14 protein-coding genes and 1 tRNA gene are annotated in these 19,841 nt (G+C 59.2%); 12 read left to right on the forward strand and 3 right to left on the reverse strand.

Annotated elements, in window-relative coordinates; genetic code table 11:
* The first annotated feature begins 9 nt into the window (after positions 1-9).
* Both GVO84_RS14290 and fumA read left to right on the forward strand, forming a co-directional pair.
* The gene (locus GVO84_RS14290) at positions 10-1,518 is read left to right on the forward strand and encodes an anion permease (RefSeq protein ID WP_159514472.1); all 1,509 of its coding nucleotides are present in this window, start codon (positions 10-12) and stop codon (positions 1,516-1,518) included.
* 181 nt (positions 1,519-1,699) lie between these two features.
* A complete protein-coding gene (gene fumA / locus GVO84_RS14295; protein ID WP_159514473.1) occupies positions 1,700-3,349 on the forward strand; it encodes a class I fumarate hydratase FumA in 1,650 nt (549 codons plus the stop codon).
* Here the strand turns inward: fumA and GVO84_RS14300 are convergent.
* Positions 3,338-4,231, reverse strand: coding sequence for a LysR family transcriptional regulator (locus GVO84_RS14300; protein WP_159514474.1), 894 nt, complete (start codon positions 4,229-4,231; stop codon positions 3,338-3,340). The two genes, fumA and GVO84_RS14300, sit on opposite strands and share 12 nt — an antisense overlap.
* A gap of 101 nt (positions 4,232-4,332) precedes the next feature.
* Between GVO84_RS14300 and GVO84_RS14305 the strand changes: the two genes are divergently transcribed.
* The 3 genes from GVO84_RS14305 to GVO84_RS14315 all read left to right on the forward strand — a co-directional run bounded on the left by GVO84_RS14305 (position 4,333) and on the right by GVO84_RS14315 (position 8,010).
* The gene (locus GVO84_RS14305) at positions 4,333-5,631 is read left to right on the forward strand and encodes a serine hydrolase domain-containing protein (RefSeq protein ID WP_159514475.1); all 1,299 of its coding nucleotides are present in this window, start codon (positions 4,333-4,335) and stop codon (positions 5,629-5,631) included.
* Positions 5,632-5,911: 280 nt separating this feature from the next.
* Entirely contained in the window at positions 5,912-7,225 is a 1,314-nt protein-coding gene (locus GVO84_RS14310; RefSeq protein ID WP_023336204.1) for an MFS transporter, read from the forward strand.
* Positions 7,222-8,010 (forward strand): substrate-binding domain-containing protein, encoded by a 789-nt coding sequence (locus GVO84_RS14315; RefSeq protein WP_159514476.1) that lies wholly within the window; start codon positions 7,222-7,224, stop codon positions 8,008-8,010. Before GVO84_RS14310 ends, GVO84_RS14315 begins: the two co-directional genes overlap by 4 nt.
* Here GVO84_RS14315 and GVO84_RS14320 read toward each other — a convergent pair.
* On the reverse strand, positions 7,985-8,884 hold the full coding sequence (locus GVO84_RS14320) for a LysR family transcriptional regulator (protein ID WP_121424322.1): 900 nt from the start codon (positions 8,882-8,884) through the stop codon (positions 7,985-7,987). The genes GVO84_RS14315 and GVO84_RS14320 overlap by 26 nt on opposite strands.
* A 345-nt stretch (positions 8,885-9,229) precedes the next feature.
* Between GVO84_RS14320 and mtfA the strand changes: the two genes are divergently transcribed.
* The gene (gene mtfA / locus GVO84_RS14325; protein ID WP_032658707.1) at positions 9,230-10,027 is read left to right on the forward strand and encodes a DgsA anti-repressor MtfA; all 798 of its coding nucleotides are present in this window, start codon (positions 9,230-9,232) and stop codon (positions 10,025-10,027) included.
* Here mtfA and GVO84_RS14330 read toward each other — a convergent pair.
* The gene (locus GVO84_RS14330) at positions 10,024-11,235 is read right to left on the reverse strand and encodes an MFS transporter (protein ID WP_159514477.1); all 1,212 of its coding nucleotides are present in this window, start codon (positions 11,233-11,235) and stop codon (positions 10,024-10,026) included. The genes mtfA and GVO84_RS14330 overlap by 4 nt on opposite strands.
* A gap of 138 nt (positions 11,236-11,373) precedes the next feature.
* On the opposite strand from GVO84_RS14330, the gene GVO84_RS14335 reads away from it, so the two are divergent.
* The 6 genes from GVO84_RS14335 to GVO84_RS14360 all read left to right on the forward strand — a co-directional run bounded on the left by GVO84_RS14335 (position 11,374) and on the right by GVO84_RS14360 (position 19,580).
* A complete protein-coding gene (locus tag GVO84_RS14335; protein WP_159514478.1) occupies positions 11,374-13,116 on the forward strand; it encodes an IucA/IucC family protein in 1,743 nt (580 codons plus the stop codon).
* Positions 13,116-14,063, forward strand: a complete 948-nt coding sequence (locus GVO84_RS14340) for a GNAT family N-acetyltransferase (RefSeq protein WP_159514479.1) — start codon at positions 13,116-13,118, stop codon at positions 14,061-14,063. Before GVO84_RS14335 ends, GVO84_RS14340 begins: the two co-directional genes overlap by 1 nt.
* Positions 14,060-15,802, forward strand: a complete 1,743-nt coding sequence (iucC, locus tag GVO84_RS14345) for an IucA/IucC family protein (protein WP_159514480.1) — start codon at positions 14,060-14,062, stop codon at positions 15,800-15,802. Before GVO84_RS14340 ends, iucC begins: the two co-directional genes overlap by 4 nt.
* Positions 15,799-17,124, forward strand: a complete 1,326-nt coding sequence (locus GVO84_RS14350; protein ID WP_121424333.1) for a lysine N(6)-hydroxylase/L-ornithine N(5)-oxygenase family protein — start codon at positions 15,799-15,801, stop codon at positions 17,122-17,124. The genes iucC and GVO84_RS14350 overlap by 4 nt, the downstream gene beginning before the upstream one ends.
* Before the next feature lie 26 nt (positions 17,125-17,150).
* A complete protein-coding gene (locus tag GVO84_RS14355) occupies positions 17,151-19,340 on the forward strand; it encodes a TonB-dependent siderophore receptor (protein ID WP_121424334.1) in 2,190 nt (729 codons plus the stop codon).
* A 164-nt stretch (positions 19,341-19,504) separates the two neighbouring features.
* Positions 19,505-19,580 (forward strand) — tRNA-Asn (locus GVO84_RS14360).
* The last annotated feature ends 261 nt before the right edge of the window (positions 19,581-19,841 follow it).

Consider the following 19,841-nt stretch of genomic DNA (forward strand, 5'->3'; position numbering starts at 1 on the left):
CGTGAAACTATGAATACAAAAACTGCTGTAACGCCCTCAGTGGCGAACCAGGCATCAAATGGAAACGCAAAACGACTGCTGATGATGGCGTTACCCATCGTCGTCGCCGTACTGCTGCTGTTTGTTCCCGTTCCTGAAGGCTTGCCGCCTTACGCATGGCACTACTTCGCCATCTTTGTCGGCGTGATCGTCGGTCTGATCTTCGAACCCCTGCCGGGCGCGGTGATCGGCCTGACCGGCGTCGTCGCCATTGCCCTGTGCAGTCAGTGGGTGCTGTTCAGCCCTGAGCAGCTGGCTGACCCGAAATTCAAGCTGGCGGGCGCCTCCTTTAAATGGGCGGTGAGCGGGTTTGGTAACTCTACCGTCTGGCTGATCTTCGGTGCCTTTATGTTCGCCGCAGGCTATGACAAAACCCGCTTCGGCCGCCGTCTGGCGCTGATTCTGGTGAAGTATCTTGGCCGTCGCAGCCTGACGCTCGGTTACGCCATTACGTTTGCGGACCTGCTGCTGGCACCGTTCACCCCGTCCAACACCGCGCGCAGCGGCGGGACCATCTACCCGATTATCGCTAACCTGCCGCCGCTGTACGGTTCAAAACCGAATGACCCAAGCGCGCGTAAGATTGGTTCGTACCTGATGTGGGTGGCGATCACCGCGGCCTGTATCACCAGCTCAATGTTCCTCTCCGCCCTCGCGCCAAACCTGCTGGCCCTGGCGCTGGTGAAAAGCACGGTTGGGATTGATATCTCCTGGGGCACCTGGTTCCTCGCCTTCCTGCCGCTGGGTATCCTGCTGATTCTGGCCATGCCGCTGCTGGCCTACTGGTTCTACCCACCTGAAGTCAAAGTGAATAACGAAGTGCCGCTGTGGGCGACCCGCGAGCTGGAAAAACTCGGCAAACTGTCCCGCAATGAAATTCTGCTGCTGGTGTTCGTATGCTGTGCGCTGCTGATGTGGATCTTCGCCGCCGCGTGGATTGAGCCTGCCATGGCTGCCCTGCTCATCGTCGGTCTGATGCTGTGGACCGGCGTGCTGGAGTGGAACGATATCACCGGTAACAAAGCCGCATGGAACACCTTCGTCTGGTTCGCCACCCTGGTTGCGCTGGCGGATGGCCTCTCTTCTACCGGCTTTATCAGCTGGTTAGGTAAAGAAGGCGGTCTGTTAATGAGCGGTATCTCTCCGGGCGTGGCGACCATCGTCCTGCTGCTGGCGTTCTACCTGCTGCACTACCTGTTTGCCAGCACCACCGCGCACACTACAGCGCTGCTGCCAGCGATGCTGACCATCGCCTCCACCATTCCGGGCATGAATATGGAAGTGTTTGTCCTGCTGATGGTGACCTCGCTGGGCGTGATGGGGATCATCACCCCGTACGGTACTGGCCCAAGCCCGATTTACTACGGCAGCGGCTACCTGCCAACCAAAGACTACTGGCGCCTCGGCACCATCTTCGGTGCCATCTTCCTGGCGGCCCTGCTGCTGATTGGTTATCCGTGGATGTCCATGATGTTCTGATTCCTGACCGCCGGACTTCTCCTCCGGCGGTTTTATTTTTTATACCCTAAATAATTCGAGGTGCAGGAAGGCGGCAAGAGAGTGAATCCCCAGGAGCTTACAAAAGTAAGTGACTGGGGTGAACGAGCGCAGCCAACGCACCTGCAACTTGAAGTATGACGGGGATGTGGAGCAATACGCTATGTCAAACAAACCCTTTATCTACCAGAACCCCTTCCCTCTCGCGCACGATGACACCGAATACTATCTGCTAACCAAAGAGCACGTTTCCGTTGCCGAATTCGACGGTCAGGAAGTGCTGAAAGTCGAGCCAGAAGCGCTGACCCTGCTGGCTCAGCAGGCCTTCCACGATGCCGCATTTATGCTGCGTCCTTCCCATCAGAAGCAGGTTGCCGCCATTCTCAACGACCCGGAAGCCAGCCAGAACGACAAGTACGTTGCCCTGCAGTTCCTGCGTAACTCTGAAATTGCCGCAAAAGGCGTGCTGCCAACCTGTCAGGATACCGGCACCGCGATCATCATGGGTAAAAAAGGCCAGCGCGTCTGGACCGGCGGCGGTGACGAAGCGGCGCTGAGCCAGGGCGTGTATAACACCTACATTGAAGATAACCTGCGCTACTCACAGAATGCGGCGCTGGATATGTATAAAGAGGTCAATACCGGCACCAACCTGCCCGCGCAGATCGATCTCTACAGCGTGGACGGCGACGAATACAAATTCCTGTGCATGGCAAAAGGCGGCGGTTCTGCCAACAAAACCTATCTCTATCAGGAAACCAAAGCGCTGATCACCCCGGCGAAGCTGAAAAACTACCTGGTTGAGAAGATGCGCACCCTGGGCACTGCGGCCTGTCCGCCTTACCATATCGCGTTTGTGATTGGCGGAACCTCTGCCGAAAGCACGCTGAAAACCGTGAAGCTGGCCTCCACGCGCTACTACGACGCGCTGCCAACCGAAGGCAACGAACACGGCCAGGCGTTCCGCGACGTTCAGCTCGAACAGGAACTGCTCCAGGAAGCCCAGAACCTCGGCCTCGGCGCGCAGTTTGGCGGTAAATACTTCGCCCACGATATCCGCGTGATCCGTCTGCCGCGCCACGGCGCGTCCTGCCCGATCGGCATGGGCGTCTCCTGCTCCGCGGACCGCAACATCAAAGCAAAAATCAACCGCGACGGGATCTGGATTGAGAAACTGGAGCACAACCCGGGTCAGTACATTCCGGAGTCATTGCGCCAGCAGGGCGAAGGCGACGTGGTGAGCATCAATCTGGACAAGCCGATGAATGAGATCCTGGCGCAGCTTTCCGCGCATCCGGTCTCTACCCGCCTGTCGCTGAACGGAACCATCATCGTGGCGCGCGACATCGCCCACGCGAAGCTGAAAGAGCTGCTCGACAACGGTGAAGAACTGCCGCAGTACGTTAAAGATCATCCGATTTACTACGCAGGCCCGGCCAAAACGCCGGAAGGCTACGCGTCTGGCTCACTCGGCCCGACCACGGCGGGACGTATGGACTCGTATGTGGACTTACTGCAATCCCACGGCGCGAGCATGATCATGCTGGCAAAAGGCAATCGCAGCCAGCAGGTAACCGACGCCTGCCATAAGCACGGCGGCTTCTACCTGGGCAGCATTGGCGGCCCGGCGGCGGTACTGGCGCAAAACAGCATTAAGAGCCTGGAATGCGTCGCGTATCCGGAGCTGGGAATGGAAGCCATCTGGAAAATTGAAGTCGAGAACTTCCCGGCGTTTATCCTGGTGGATGACAAAGGCAACGATTTCTTCCAGCAGATCCAGAACAAACAGTGCAAAGGCTGTTCACAGCGCTGAGTGCTTCCACACGTCCGGCAGTAGCGCCAGCGCGTCAGCAATGATGGCGCGCTTGTCCCTCCCCGGCTTCCAGATGGTGACCATCGTCTGACTAATCCCCTGGCTGCCCACTTCGGTGCGCAGCCTTTTTACGTTTTGCCACCGCGCGGCATGAAAATGGGTCGGTAAGAATCCCCAGCCGCATCCGCGTTCCAGCAGGCCGCGTAGCATTTCCGGCTCGTTCGTAAAAAGGGTATGCCCGGAAATCTGCAGGCGACGCGCGACCGGCTCGTCCGAGGCAGGGTGCATAACGATCTGGGGTACCAGGGAGAGGTCAAGCAGCGACAGCGGGGATGAAATATCCGCAAACAGAGTGCGGGAGGCGTAAAAATCCATATCGATTGCCCCCAGGGCCCGCCACTCCATGTCGTTGCCCACGCTGCGGTTGCGCGCCTGGCAGATGGCCAGATCCGCGCGGCCGCTCGTCAGCAGGCGTTCAGATTCATCGCGCGAGGCGCAGATGAGGCTCAGCCGGACTTTTCGCGCCACCATTTCAGCGATGACCTCGTGCAGAAAGGCTCTGGGCGTAAAAGGATCGTAGACCAGCGTCAGATCCTGCGTGGCACCCTGGGGCACTTCTCTGGCAAAGGCCTCAAAGGCTTTTACCTGCCGCATCAGCAGATGCGCCTGGCGCTGAAGCTGCTCTCCTTCCGCCGTAAGGCGCAGGGTACGCCCGTCGCGAATAAACAGCGCATAGCCCAACCCGTCCTCAAGAAAATCAATCAGATCGCGAAGCGTTGTTCGGTCTTTTTTCAGCGCCACCGCCGCTTTACTCAGGCTGCCGTTCTCAGCCACGGCGGTAAATGCCTCAAGCTGTGCAAAGGAATAGAGTAGGCCCGCCACGTTTCCTCCGTTATTTAGGGGGATTTTCCCCCATTATGCGTTTTTTATTATAGCGCCGGGCTTTTTAAACTGAAGCCGTTCTTAACCCATACGAGACGGATATGAAAAACAAAAAAGTAAACCAGGCTCTGCTGGCGGGTCTTGTCTTCAGCAGCCTGCTCTCCCCTGCGGCAATGGCCGCCTGCGAAGGCACCGGCCTCAGCGCCTGCCCCGCCCCCTTTGACGCCGCGCTGCCGGACACCCATAAGATGCTCACCTGGAGCCAGGCTGAACGCGTGGTGGGCTTTCGCAATGACTACCGCAACTACGCCGGGGATATTTTCCGCCACGGTAGCGCCGTGCCGCTGCGGGTGTCGGACAAGCCGCTCAAGGACGCCCACTATCAGATCAACGGCAGGCGCTACGGCCTGGAGGAGTACCTTAAGCGCCAGAACGTCAGCGGCATGCTAGTGCTGAAGGACGGCAAAATCGCCTGGAAGTATCTCGCACAGGGCAATACCGACTCCACGCTCTGGACCTCGCGCTCGGTAGGTAAATCAGTCGTTTCGGCCCTGGTGGGCGTTGCCCTCAAAGAGGGAAAAATTCACTCGCTCAACGACCTGGTCACGCAGTATGAACCCGATCTGAAAGGCACCGCGTGGGACGGCGTGACGCTCAAACAGCTTATCACCCACACCTCGGGCGTGGCGTGGAACGAGGACTACACCAACCCGAACTCCGATTTCGCGCAGCTCACGGAGTGCGAGGCGAAGCCGGGTACCTACGACTGCGTGCGCAAGCTGGTGAAGGGACTACGCAGGGTTCACCCGGCCGGAGAGAGCTGGTCTTACTCATCGGGCGGCGCCTGGCTGCTGGGTGACGTGCTGGAGCGCGCCACCGGCATGACGCTCGCAGCCTATCTGGAGAAAAGCATCTGGCAGCCGTACGGCATGGCGAGCGACGGCGTGTGGCATGCCTACAGCAAAGGTCAGCACGACGTCGGCGCGCACGGCTTTAACGCCACGCTGGAGGACTGGGGTCGCTTCGGGCAATTTATCCTGAACAACGGTACGCTGCCGAACGGTAAGACGATCCTGCCGGATAACTGGATCCGGCAGTCGTCAGACTGGACAAAGGCGAAAGGCTCGGTATCAGACGCCCATCCAGACGGACTGTACGGCTATCAGTGGTGGAATAACGCCGTGCCCGCCAACGCCACCGGCGTTGAGCCAGCAGCGCAAGATTCGCTGAAAGGTTCACTCTGGGCGCTGGGCATTTTTGGGCAAATGATCGTGGTGAACCAGAAGCAAAAGCTGGTTATCGTCCAGTGGTCTACCTGGCCGCAGGCGGAGCCGTCCTTTAGCGCCCAGCCGCTGGAGGCCTCTCTGATGTTCAGCGCGATTGCTCGGGCGCTGCGATAAATTGTACCCGCCGGGTAATGAAACGGTTACCCGGCGCTTTCTGAAGCGCCCCTCTGCGCCACATCACAAAATCGCATTATCAGAGACTTACAGAATATTGGTGAATAAAAAGACAACGACTTGTTAAGTTGTTGTTGCCATTAATTGTATTTACACAGTAAATGATATTCATGCAAAAAATGCATCAGCCGATGCGGCATTTGCGCTTATCTATTTCCTCGTCCTGATCCAGTTTTCAGAAACAGACGCGTAAAACGTCAACAATAAACTGGAGATAACCATGTTTTCCTCAACCTCACCTGCAACCGTACGGTCTAAGGCGGGCGCGATACTTCGCGTGACGTCCGGCAACTTTCTCGAACAGTTCGATTTCTTTCTTTTTGGCTTCTATGCCACCTACATCGCCCACACGTTCTTCCCGGCGAGCAGTGAATTTGCGTCGCTGATGATGACCTTCGCCGTCTTCGGCGCGGGCTTTTTGATGCGGCCCATCGGGGCCATTGTGCTTGGCGCGTATATTGACAAGGTTGGGCGCAGAAAGGGTCTGATCGTCACGCTTTCCATCATGGCGGCGGGGACGTTCCTGATTGTGCTTATCCCCTCTTATCAAAGCATCGGTCTGTGGGCGCCGCTGCTGGTGCTGACGGGCCGTCTGCTGCAGGGCTTTTCCGCCGGTGCGGAGCTTGGAGGCGTCTCGGTCTATCTGGCTGAAATCGCCACGCCGGGCCGCAAAGGGTTTTACACCAGCTGGCAGTCCGGCAGCCAGCAGGTCGCCATTATGGTCGCCGCGGCGATGGGCTTTGCCCTGAATGCCCTGATGGAGGAGAGCGCCATTCGCGAATGGGGCTGGCGCATCCCGTTCCTGTTCGGCTGTTTAATCGTGCCGTTTATCTTCTTCCTGCGCCGCAAGCTGGAGGAGACGGAAGAGTTCAGCGCGCGCCGCCATCATCTGGAGATGCGTCAGGTCTTTAAAACGCTGCTCGGCAACTGGCAGGTGGTGGTCGCGGGCATGCTGATGGTGGCGATGACCACCACCGCGTTCTACCTGATCACCGTCTACGCCCCCACCTTTGGCAAAAAGGTGCTGATGCTCAGCGCCTCGGACAGCCTGCTGGTCACGCTGCTGGTGGCGATTTCTAACTTCATCTGGCTGCCGGTGGGTGGCGCGCTGTCGGACCGCTTCGGACGCAAGCCGGTGCTGATTGCCATGGCCCTGCTGGCGCTGGCGACCAGCTATCCTGCCCTGACGCTGCTGGCGAGCGCCCCCAGCTTCTCCATGATGCTGAGCGTGCTGCTGTGGCTCTCCTTCCTCTACGGCCTGTATAACGGCGCGATGATCCCGGCCCTGACGGAGATTATGCCTGCTGAAGTGCGCGTGGCGGGGTTCTCTCTGGCCTACAGCCTGGCAACGGCGGTCTTTGGCGGCTTTACGCCGGTAATGTCTACCGCGCTGATTGAATACACCGGTGACAAAGCATCGCCTGGCTACTGGATGAGCTTCGCTGCCGTGTGTGCCCTGCTGGCCACGCTCTACCTCTACCGCCGCCGCGCGGTATCGCTGCAAAACACCGTCAAGTCACAGGGGGCAGTATGAAACGCACTTATCGCTATACCGCCAGCGCGCTGGTGCTGACGCTCCTGAGCGTCAATGCCTGCGCCCAGGACGTGAAGGTCATGATCTCAGGCGGCTTCAAAGCCGCCCTTGAAAAGCTGGCCCCGGAATATGAACGCCGGACCGGGGATAAAATCGTGATCATCCCCGGCCCCTCAATGGGCACGACGCCGCAGGCGATCCCAAACCGACTGGCGCGCGGTGAAAAAGCCGACGTGGTGATTATGGTCGGGGATGCGCTGGAGAAGCTCGAAAAAGCCAGCCAGACCCAGCCGGGTTCACGAACTGAACTCGCGGATTCTCCCGTTGGCATGGTGGTGAAAAAAGGTGCGGATGTTCCTGATATCAGCAGCGAGGCGAGTCTGCGTAACACGCTGCTGCAGGCCAGCTCCATCGCCTACTCTGACAGCGCCAGCGGCAGGTATGTCAGCCAGGCGTTGTTCAAAAAGCTGGGGATTGAAAAGGACGTGGCGGGCAAAGCGACAATGGTCGAGCGTATTCCGGTCGCCTCAGAGGTGGCGAAAGGGAAATACGCCGTGGGCTTCCAGCAGGTCAGCGAGCTGCTGCCGGTTCAGGGCGTCACCTTTATCGGGAAAATCCCGGATAATCTGCAGTACATCACGCGCTTCGCGGGTGCGGTCACCCGCCATGCCGAACATCCCGCGGAGGGGAAAGCGCTGCTGACCTATCTCGCCTCACCGCCCTCAAGGGCCGTCATCCAGGAGACGGGGATGATCCCCGTTACGTCCGTCGATACTGCTCGGTGATCTGCTTTTCCAGTTCAGCCGCAATGTAGGACTGGATGCGCCCCCGGCGCCGGATAAGCCCCACGGTGCGTTTCACTTCCGGCGCCACCAGCGGCAGATGCGTCAGCAGCGTGTGCGCTGACGTCGGCATCGACATGGCGGGAACGGCAGCGATGCCGATCCCCGCCTCTACCATGCCGAGCATCGTGGTAACGTGGCGCGTTTCGCAGACGCTGGGGCGTTCGGGAATGATATCCCCCAGCATCCGATCGAGCAGGTTACGGTTACCTGAGGTTTTATCGAGGGAGATATAATCCTGCTGGTAAAATTCCTGCCACGTCAGGTGACGCTTCTGCGCCAGCGGGTGATCCTTTCGGCACGCCGCAACATAGATATCCTCCACCAGCGGGAAAAATTCGATGTCAGACGGCAAGTTTCCTGCAAAGGAGATGCCAAAATCTGCCTGGCTTCGGGCCACGGCGTCAATCACGTTCCCTGCGCTGCTGTCAATGAGCTTAATGCGAACCCGCGGATAGCGAGACTGGAAACGACGGATCACATCAGGCATAAAGTAACAGGCGGCGGACGGCACCGTGGCAACAGTGATCAGCCCCGTCCGCTCTTCACTGACTTTATCAACATCCGCCAGCATTGACTCAACGTTGTCGAGCAGCTGCGCGGAGCGTTCAGCAAAGTTTTGCCCGTATAAGGTTAAGGCCACGCGGCGGGTGGTACGGTCAAACAGCCGGTTTCCCAGCGCGGCTTCCAGCTTTTCAATCCTGCGGCTCAGCGCCGACTGGGATAAGCAGATAGATTCCGCAGCGACACGGAAGTTACCGTATTCCACTAACGCTCTGAAAGCATAAAGATCGTTAAGGTCAAAATTCACGGGCATAGCGTCTGGATGTCCTGTCAGGGAATACGCAACAAAGTCCAAAATAATAGCGTCTTATTGACCTACCGCAACCGGCGCAGTGTTGAAATTCAGATTAACGTTCATTGTGCTCCAGGCGCCGATAGTTTCTCTTTGTCAGTGCTGTAATGATAAATTCACTGGGACTACAGACAAGGCTACGACAGACTTCACAAAATGAAGGTGATGCCCGCAAACCGCTACCCACCGCTACGTACGAATGATAGTTTATTCAGGCTGGAATTGTCGCAGTGAGCGATTTTCTGGCATCTTAACCGAACCTGACTTTCCCATTTTTGTTCAAGTGACGAGTTTGCGAGCAAAGCGATGATAAAGTGGCCCTGGAAAACGAATGAGGCTGGCCGGGATATGGCGCTGCCATGGGATGACGCGCTGACGATCCCTGTTCTGGCTAATCTTAAGCCGGATGAACAAGCGAAACTGGTTCAGCTGGCGGATCGTTTTTTACAGCAAAAACGCCTGGTTCCACTGCAGGGTTTCGAACTCGATCCCCTCAAAAACGCGCGCATCGCCCTGCTTTTCTGTCTGCCGGTGCTTGAGCTCGGCATTGAGTGGCTGGACGGTTTCCACGAAGTGCTTATCTATCCCGCGCCGTTCGTGGTGGATGACGAATGGCAGGACGATATCGGGCTGGTGCACAACCAGCGCGTGGTGCAGTCCGGACAAAGCTGGCAGCAGGGGCCAATTATCCTGAACTGGCTCGACATTCAGGACTCGTTCGATGCGTCCGGTTTTAATCTGATTATTCATGAAGTGGCGCACAAGCTCGATACCCGCAACGGCGATCGCGCCAGCGGAGTACCGCTTATCCCGCTTCGCGAGGTGGCGGGCTGGGAGCACGATCTGCACGCGGCGATGGATAACATCCAGGATGAAATAGACCTGGTCGGCGAAAGCGCGGCCAGCATTGACGCCTATGCGGCAACCGACCCGGCCGAATGCTTTGCGGTACTCTCGGAGTATTTCTTCAGCGCGCCCGAGCTCTTCGCGCCCCGCTTCCCGGCGCTGTGGCAGCGTTTCTGCCAGTTTTATCAGCAGGATCCCCTGCAGCGTCTGCGGCAAAATGAGGAGTCTGGCGGCCATTCCTCCCGCCAGATCCATTAAGGTTTTTCAGCAGGGGTACGCTCGGTTGACCGTACCCCTATACTCAACGCTAAAAACAGCAATGCCATTCCCCATGCAGCCACCGTTAAAGACTGCTCGCCGTAAAAGCGCGTCACTACCGGCACCAGCAGCGCGCTGACGCCGTAGCCTAACGTGTGGCTGGTGGCGATGACGCCCGCCCCTTTCCCGGTGGTCAGCCTGTCGTTTAGCAGCAGCTGGTAGCCCGGCGTGGCCATCGCCGCCCCGAGTGACGTGATAACAATCCCCACGTAGAACAGCGTTAAACCCGCGACGGACATCAGCCCAAGCCCGGCCACCATTAACACCGCCGCGATGCAGAGTAACGTCACCGGGGTGAAATGCTGCGGGCGGACCACCAGAAACTGCGCCGCGAGCGTGGCCAGGGCAGCCAGGCTCAGCAGAAGCGCAACATGATGGCTGATGTCCCGGGCATTGCCCTCCAGCAGGGGGCTAAGATGCGGTGACAGCCCAAGCTGCATCAGGCTGACCAGCGCCGCCAGCAGCAGCGCCAGCAGCAGGAACGGCAGCATGGAGGCCTGCAGGCGGGTCGCCTGGTGCGCCACCGGCGGCAGCGGCGGGTCCGCGACTTCGCGAAGCACCAGCAGCAGGGCGATTAACGGCGCGATCGCCATCAGCCAGAGCGGCGCCACCGGGCTGACGCTGAGCATCAGCGCCGCCAGCGGCGGGCCGAGCAGACGTCCGCAGCTGAGGCCGGAGCTTATCGTCGCCAGCGCCGCCATTCTCTTCTCCAGCCCCGCACGCTGAATAGCCCACGTCTGGGCCGCAGGCACCAGCCCCGAGACCGTCAGTCCGTAGAGCAGGCGCGAGAGGATCAGCCCCGCCAGTCCCCAGTAAGTATCCAGCCTTCCGGCCGCCATCGCCCAGACCACCAGTGCCATGACGACGAAACTGGCCAGATAGCCGCTCAGCGAGGCCACCATCACGGCCTTACACCCTCGCCGCTCGCTCTGGCGTCCCCACCATGGCGATGCCGGTAAAAAGAGCATGGATCCGAACATCAGCAGACCGGCCCAGACCGAGAGCGACAGCCCGGTCAGGGTCACCAGCTGCGGGAGCATCACCAGCAGGCCGTTTTGCCCGATACCTAATAAACCCGCACATAGCGCCAGGGGCCAGTTGGCTTTTGAGGTGACGTTTTCGGTCAATATTTCAGAGTCAGTGCGCATGAGAATGTGAACATAGTGTCAATAAATGTGTGGAAATTATGAAGTTTATGAAAACAAATATTGCAAAAATGGTTGCGACTGTAAACAGAATGAATATCATAACGAGAATTATTATCAATCATGGAATGAGGTACATCTATGCGTGCTCTGCCCCGCTCTGCCGGTACAGACGTTGCAGCCCAGTGTTTTTTAAACGCCCTGTTGCGCGAAACGAAGGACTGGCGCTATCTCCCCGCTACCGCTGCGGATGCGTTACCGGACATTCATATCCCGCTGTCACAAACCCAGGCTCTTCGGGTTCCGGTACGCTATTTCTCTCCTACCCAGCATCATCAGTACCGTTTCCCGGCAACGCTTATTCAAAGCAACAGTGATGACGGTGACGCCGTCACATTTTATCAACTGGTTGATTTAATTCTTGAAAAACCGTCAGTAAAAGGCTCGCTTGATGCCGATACGCTGGCGCGTTTTAAGCAGCGCGTTCTCGAAAGCCATGCGCACACCTGGCAGGCGATCGATCTGCGCCACGGCTGGGCAACCCTGCGCGATAAGCCGCTGACGTTTGCCGAGGCGGAACAGGCGCTGCTGGTCGGCCACGCGTTTCACCCTGCACCGAAGTCGCACGAGCCGTTCAACGAAACCGAGGCGCGTCGCTATCTGCCCGATTTCGCCTCCCGCTTCCCGCTGCGCTGGTTTGCCGTTGAGAGCACGCTCGTTGCTGGCGACAGCCTGAACGTCTCGCTGCGCGAGCGTCTGCTGCGCTTCGCGGCCCAGAGCGCGCCTGAGCTGCTCGGCCATTTCACCGACACCCGCTGGCTGCTGCCGATGCATCCGTGGCAGGCCGACTATCTGCTGGAGCAGGACTGGTGCCAGCGTCTGGCGAAAAACGGTTCATTGCAGGACCTGGGTGAAGCGGGCGCGCAGTGGCTGCCCACCAGCTCGTCACGCTCGCTGTACAGCGAAACCAACGGCGACATGATTAAGTTCTCCCTCAGCGTGCGCCTGACCAACTCCGTGCGTACGCTGTCGGTCAAAGAAGTTAAGCGCGGCATGCGCCTGGCGCGCCTGGCGAAAACGGAACGCTGGCAAGAATTACAGTCACGTTACCCGACCATGCGCGTGATGCAGGAAGACGGCTGGGCGGGGCTGCGTGACGAAAGCGGCACTATTCAGGAAGAGAGCCTGATGGCCCTGCGCGTCAACCTGCTGTTCGATACCCCTGAAACACAAACCAACGTGCTGGTGAGCCTGACCCAGGCCGCGCCGGACGGCGGTGATAGCCTGCTGGCCTCCGCGGTGCGCCGTCTGAGTCAGCGTCTGGAATTACCGCTCGCCCAGGCCGCCCGCTGCTGGCTGGACGCCTATTGCGACCGCGTATTACTTCCGCTGTTCAGCGCCGAGGCGGACTACGGTCTGGTCCTGCTGGCGCACCAGCAAAATATCCTCGTTGAGATGCAGCAGGATTTCCCCGTCGGGCTGATCTACCGCGACTGCCAGGGCAGCGCGTGGACCGAAGGGGCCGACGCGTGGCTGAAAGAGGCGGGCGAAACGGAGGTGGAAAACCGCTTCGGTGAGAGCCAGCTGCTGCGCTACTTCCCTTATTACCTGCTGCTGAACTCTACCCTTGCCGTCACCGCCGCCCTTGCCGCCGCCGGTTTCGACAGCGAGGAGAGCCTGATGTCCCGGGTGCGCGACGCGCTGGCTGAACTGCGCCGCACGGCAAAGCAGACCCGCTGCCTCGACTACGTGCTCGACAGCCCGACCTGGAACTGCAAAGGCAACTTCTTCTGCTACCTGCACGATCGCAATGAAAACACCATCGCCGATCCGGCGGTGATCTATTTCGACTTTAGCAACCCGTTTTACAAGGAGAAGGCGTGATGGCAATCGCGAATATCGTCCATTCCGGCTATGGCTTTCGCTGCACCGCCACGGATCGCGCGCTGCCGCTGACGTTGGGTCTTGACGGCAGCGCGGTGCTGGAGCGTCTGAATGGGATCCCGGACGGCTGGCTGGTCGAAGCCCTGGATCAGCTGTTTGTTGCCGCACCCGCGCTAACCGGCATTACCCTGCCCTGGGCGACCTGGCAGGATGAACCCCTGGCGCAGGCGCTGTTTAGCCTGGCCCACGGGGACTATCTGGCACGCGAAACCTTCTGGCAGCTGCCGCTGTGGCTGAAAGGCGAACAATCACGGGCCAGCGGCGGGATGCAATTTGATGAGAGCCGTCAGCTGTATTTCCCGCTGCGTCCTCATCGCCCGCAGGGCGAAGTGTACCGTCGTTACGATCCGCAAATTAAGCGTACCCTCAGCTTCCGCGTGGCCGACGTGGCGCTGGACGGCGAACGCTTTACCCAATGGATGAACAACCCGCGCGTGAACGCCTTCTGGGAGATGGCGGGCCCGCAGGCCGAGCAGGAAAACTACCTGCGCCGCCAGCTTGACTCGACGTACTGCTACCCGGTTATCGGCTGCTTCGACGACCAGCCGTTCGGCTATTTTGAGCTCTACTGGGCGGCGGAAGACCGCATTGGCCGCCACTACCGCTGGCAGCCGTTTGACCGCGGCCTGCACATGCTGGTGGGCGAAGAGAACTGGCGCGGCGCGCACTACATCCGCAGCTGGCTGCGCGGGTTAAGCCATTATCTGTATCTCGATGAACCGCGCACCGCGCGCATTGTCGCCGAGCCGCGCTTCGACAACCAGCGCCTGTTCCGCCATCTGGCCTCCGCCGGTTTCGAGACGATGAAAGAGTTCGACTTCCCGCACAAGCGCTCGCGCCTGATCGTGAGCCAGCGTCACCGCTTCTTCAGCGAGGTGGAACTGTGAACGCGCTCTGGCAGAAAGTGAACCGCGAGATGGTGGCGAAGATCCTCGCCGAGCTGGAATACGAACGCACCCTGCGCGCTGAGCCGGTTTCGTCGGACGGCTGGCGCATCACCATGGGCAACGAGTCCTGGCAGTTTCGCGCCGCGCGCGGGATCTGGGGCTGGCTGCATATCGACCCGGACAGCCTGATCGCCGACAGCGGCGAAGCCGTCGAAGCGGAACGCGCGCTGCTGCAGCTGGCGGCGGTGCTGGAGATGAGCGACGCGCAAACGGCAGAGCACATGGAAGATCTCTACGCCACGCTGCGCGGCGACATTCAGCTGCTGCAGGCGCGTGAAGCGCTGGACGCGGACGCGCTGATCCACCTCGACCCGGACGAATTACAGTGTCTGATGAGCGGTCACCCGAAGTTTATTTTCAACAAAGGCCGCCGCGGCTGGGGGCTGGACGCGCTCCGTCAGTACGCGCCGGAGTATCGCGGACGTTTTCGTCTGCACTGGGTTGCCGTTCAGCGGGAGCATCTGGTCTGGAGCAGCGACGTCGATTGCGATATCAACGCTCTGCTGGCGAGCGCTATGGACAACGCCGAGCGCGCCCGCTTTGACGCCCGCTGGCAGGCGCTGGGGCTCGACGACGGCTGGCTGCCGGTGCCGCTGCACCCGTGGCAGTGGCAGCAGAAAATTGCCATTCATTTCCTGGCGCAGCTGGCGCGCGGAGAGATGGTTGAGCTGGGCGAATTTGGCGATGAGTATCTGGCGCAGCAGTCCCTGCGAACGCTCACCAACGCCAGCCGTCGCGCGCCGTTTGACATCAAGCTTCCGCTGACTATCTACAACACCTCCTGCTATCGCGGCATTCCGGGCAAGTACATTGCCGCCGGGCCGCTGGCCTCGCGCTGGCTACAGCAACAGTTTGCCACCGACGCCACGCTTGCCCGCTCTGGCGCGCAGGTGCTGGGCGAACCCGCCGCCGGCTATCTGTCGCATCCGGGCTATGCCGCGTTGCCGCAAGCGCCCTACCGCTATCAGGAGATGCTGGGGGTGATCTGGCGCGAGAACCCATCCTGTTATTTAGAAGACGGTGAACAGGCGGTGCTGATGGCGGCGCTGATGGAAACCGACAATGCAGGGCGCCCGCTGATCGACGCGTGGATTAAACGCTCGGGGCTAAGCGCCGACGCGTGGCTGGAAAAGCTGTTTGAGGCAACGGTGATCCCGTTCTACCACCTGCTCTGCCGCTACGGCGTGGCGCTGATTGCCCACGGCCAGAACGTAACGCTGGTGATGAAGGATTACGTCCCGCAGCGCATCCTGCTGAAGGATTTCCAGGGCGATATGCGCCTGGTGGATGAGGATTTCCCGCAGGCGCAGAGCCTGCCGGAGCAGGTGAAGGCCGTCACGGCGCGCCTCAGCGCGGATTACATCATTCACGACCTGCAAACCGGCAACTTTGTGACGGTGCTGCGCTTTATCTCGCGCCTCACCCTGCAATGCGGCGTGAGCGAACCCCGTTTCTATCAGATCCTGGCGCAGGTTTTACACCGCTATATGGCCGCGCACCCGGAGCTTGCGGAGCGCTTTGCGACGTTCGACCTGTTCAAGCCGCAAATTATTCGCGTGATCCTCAACCCGGTCAAACTGACCTTCTCCGAACACGACGGCGGCAGCCGCATGCTGCCGAACTACGTTACCGACCTCGATAACCCTCTTTTTCTCGCCTCCCGGGAGTCAGCGCAATGAAAACCTATGATTTCATCGGCATTGGTATTGGCCCGTTTAACCTCAGCATCGCCGCTCTGGCCGAAGGGCTGGACGGTTTTAGCTCGCTGTTCCTTGAGCGTAAACCGCACTTCTCCTGGCACCCGGGAATGATGGTGCCGGACTGCCACATGCAGACCAGCTTCCTGAAGGATCTGGTCAGCGCCGTGGAGCCGACCAACCGCCACAGCTTTCTGAACTACCTGGTGCAGCGCAAAAAGTTCTACCGCTTCCTGACCACCGAGCAGCGCACCGTCTCCCGCGAGGAGTTTGCGGACTACCTGTGCTGGGCGGCGGAAAACCTTACCAACCTCGCCTTCAGCCAGCAGGTGCAGCAGGTGAGCTTTGATGAGAAAAGCGGCCTGTTTGAAGTGGTGACCCAGCGCGACCGCTTCCTGGCGCGCCACGTCTGCGTGGGGATTGGCAAACAGATCAACCTGCCTGACTGCGTCACCGTTCAGGACGATACCTGCTTCCACGCCAGCGAGATGATGCTGCGCACGCCGGATCTTGCGGGCAAGCGCGTCACCGTCGTCGGCGGCGGCCAGAGCGGAGCCGACCTGTTTTTGAATATCTTCCGCGGCGAATGGGGCCAGCCGCTGAGCCTGAACTGGGTATCGCGCCGCAATAACTACAACGCGCTGGATGAAGCCGCCTTTGCCAACGAGTATTTCACGCCGGAGTACGTGGACAGCTTCTCCACGCTGGGCGAAGAGGCCCGTCGTCAGATGCTGCACGAGCAGAAGATGACGTCCGACGGCATCACCACCGAGTCCCTGCTGGCGATTTACCGCGCGATGTACCACCGCTTCGAAGTGCTGCGTGAAAAACCCTGGGCGCATCTCCTGCCGTCCCGCTCGGTGACGTCCCTGACGCGCCAGGAAAACGGACATCGTCTGAGCATTCAGCATCACCTCGACGGCGGCCGCGAGCAGCTGGAGAGCGACGTGGTGATTTTCGCCACCGGCTACCGCGCCGTTCAGCCCGCGTTCCTCGCGCCGCTGTCTCATCGCCTGCATCTGGATACGGACGAAGCCTTCTGCATCAACAACGATTTCACTCTCGAATGGGACGGCCCGCAGAGCAACCGCCTGTTCGCCGTGAATGCCGGGATGCACCGTCTCGGCATTGCCGAACCCCAGCTCAGCCTGATGGCCTGGCGCGCGGCGCGGATCTTGAATCGCGCGCACGCCGACGAGCCGTTTGAGCTGGCCACCACCCCCGGCGTTATCCACTGGCGCACCACAGCCAGCCCGGACAGCAGCCAGGTTTTTAAATCATTAGCAAAAACCACCGAGTACTGACACACACAATCAGGATCAACATAACAATGAAACGTTCTCATCTTTGGGTTTTAAATCCTTGCTTGCTTGCAATGCTTTCTACCTCTGCGTGGGCGGAAGAACAAAAGGAAGAAAATATCGTTGTCTCCGCCAGCCGCGCGCACCGCAGCGTGGCGGAGATGGCGCAGACCACCTGGGTCATTGAGCGGGCTGAAATTGAGCAGCAGGTTCAGGGCGGGAAAGAGATTAAAGAAGTGCTGGCACAGCTGATCCCGGGCATGGACGTCAGCAGCCAGGGACGTACCAACTACGGCATGAACCTGCGAGGCCGCTCCATGATGGTGATGGTGGACGGCGTTCGCCTGAACTCGTCCCGCAGCGACAGCCGCCAGCTGGACTCTATCGATCCGTTCAACATTGACCGTATCGAGGTTATCTCCGGCGCCACCTCACTCTACGGCGGCGGCAGCACCGGCGGCCTGGTGAACATCGTTACCAAAAAGGGCCAGCCGGAGACCGAAGTTGAGTTCCAGACCGGGACAAAGAGCGGATTTAACAGCCACAACGACCACGATGAGAACGTGTCGGCGGCCGTAAGCGGCGGCAATGACAACGCCTCCGGTCGTCTGTCGGTGTCGTATCAGCGCTACGGCGGCTGGTATGACGGCAACGGCGACGAGGTGATTATCGATAACACCCAGACCGGCCTCCAGTATTCCGACCGTATTGATGTGATGGGCACGGGCACCATCAACATCGACGATCATCAGCAGCTGCAGCTGACGACGCAGTACTACAAGAGCGAGTCCGACGGCAAGCACGGGCTGTACCTCGGGAAGAATTTCTCGGCGGTAACAGGGGATGCGACCGCCTACAACAAAGGTAATCTTGATTCTGACCGCGTACCGGGTACCGAGCGCCATCTGATTAACCTGCAGTATTCCAATACCGACTTCTGGGGCCAGGATCTGGTCGCGCAGATTTACTATCGCGACGAGAGCCTGACCTATTATCCGTTCCCGACTCTGACCAAAGGGGTGGTGAGCAGCATCGGCGCGTCCCAGCAGAAAACCGATTTTTACGGCGGCAAGCTGACGCTGAACAGCAAGCCGGTGGACGATTTAACGCTGACCTGGGGTGTGGATGCCGACCACGAAACCTTCGATGCCAACCAGCAGTTCTTTAACCTGAGCAAGGCCGCGGCGAGCGGCGGCATGGAGCTGGATAACGCCTACAACGTGGGCCGTTACCCGGGCTACAGCATCACCAACCTCGCCCCGTTCCTGCAGGCCAGCTACGACATTGACGCCATCACCCTGAGCGGCGGCGTGCGTTATCAGTACACCGAAAACAAGGTGGACGACTTTGTCGGTTACACCCAGCAGCAGGCCATCGCCACCGGGAAAGCCACCTCCGCAGACGCGGTGCCGGGCGGGAAAACCGATTACAACAACTTCCTGTTTAACGCCGGGATCCTCGGTCGCCTGACCGAACAGCAGCAGGTGTGGTTTAACTTCTCCCAGGGCTTCGAAATTCCGGACCTGGCGAAGTACTACGGCTCGGGCACCTATCAGCTCAGCAACGGTCACTACCGCCTGCTGAACAGCGTCAACGTGAACGACTCGAAGCTGGACGGCATCAAGGTCAACGCTTATGAGCTGGGCTGGCGCTACACCGGCGATAACCTGCGCACGCAGGTCGCGGCGTATTACTCGCTCTCGGATAAAACCATCACCATCAACAAGACGGATATGACCATCAACCTGGAAGACGACAAGCGTCGTATCTACGGGGTAGAAGGTCAGGTGGACTATTTCTTCACCGACAGCGACTGGAGCACCGGTGCGAACTTTAACGCCATTAAGTCTGAAACCCGCGAAAACGGCAAATGGGAGAAGCTGACGGTCGACAGCGCCAGCCCGTCGAAGGCCAGCGCATGGGTCAACTGGGCACCGGGCGACTGGACCCTGCGCGTGCAGAGCACGCAGACCTTTGACGTGTCAGACTCCGACGGCAAGAAGATCGATGGCTATAACACGGTCGACTTCCTGGGCAGCTACGCCCTGCCGGTGGGTAAGGTCAGCTTCAGCGTGGAAAACCTGCTGGACAAAGACTACACCACCGCCTGGGGCCAGCGCGCGCCGGGGCTGTATAGCCCAACCTACGGCGCACCGGGCCTGTATACCTATAAAGGCCGCGGACGAACCTTTGGTCTGAACTACTCCGTACTGTTCTGATCCTGCGCGCCGCCTGCGGGCGGCGCTTTTTGCTGTGTAATTTCAACGCAAATTTGCCATAAAATCAGCAATTTGCTGAAATTGTCGGCAAACGAACGAAAAGTTTAATTTCCCCCTTTGACAAGGTGAACGCAGGTCGATACTATGCGCCCCGTTCACACGATTCCTCTGTAGTTCAGTCGGTAGAACGGCGGACTGTTAATCCGTATGTCACTGGTTCGAGTCCAGTCAGAGGAGCCAAATTTGAAAAGCCTGCTTTTGAAGCAGGCTTTTTGCTTTTCATCATTCCCCCGCTAGCTCAAGATAGCTTCCTGGCAGGCCCTTCATTTGCAGCGCCATAAGAATGCGTTCCAGTTGTTTGAACGCTAACTCCTATCAGTCAAACTGGAAAACTTATTAGCCGCTGTAACTCATATTATGTCTTCATACAAAGATGTCCCCATTGGTAGGGTTAAAATATCTGCCTCTGTGTTATTCTCTAACCATTAATTTCAGGGAGAT

This window comes from Enterobacter sp. SM3, assembly GCF_009811935.2.
GTDB classification, from domain to species: Bacteria; Pseudomonadota; Gammaproteobacteria; order Enterobacterales; family Enterobacteriaceae; genus Enterobacter; species Enterobacter asburiae_D.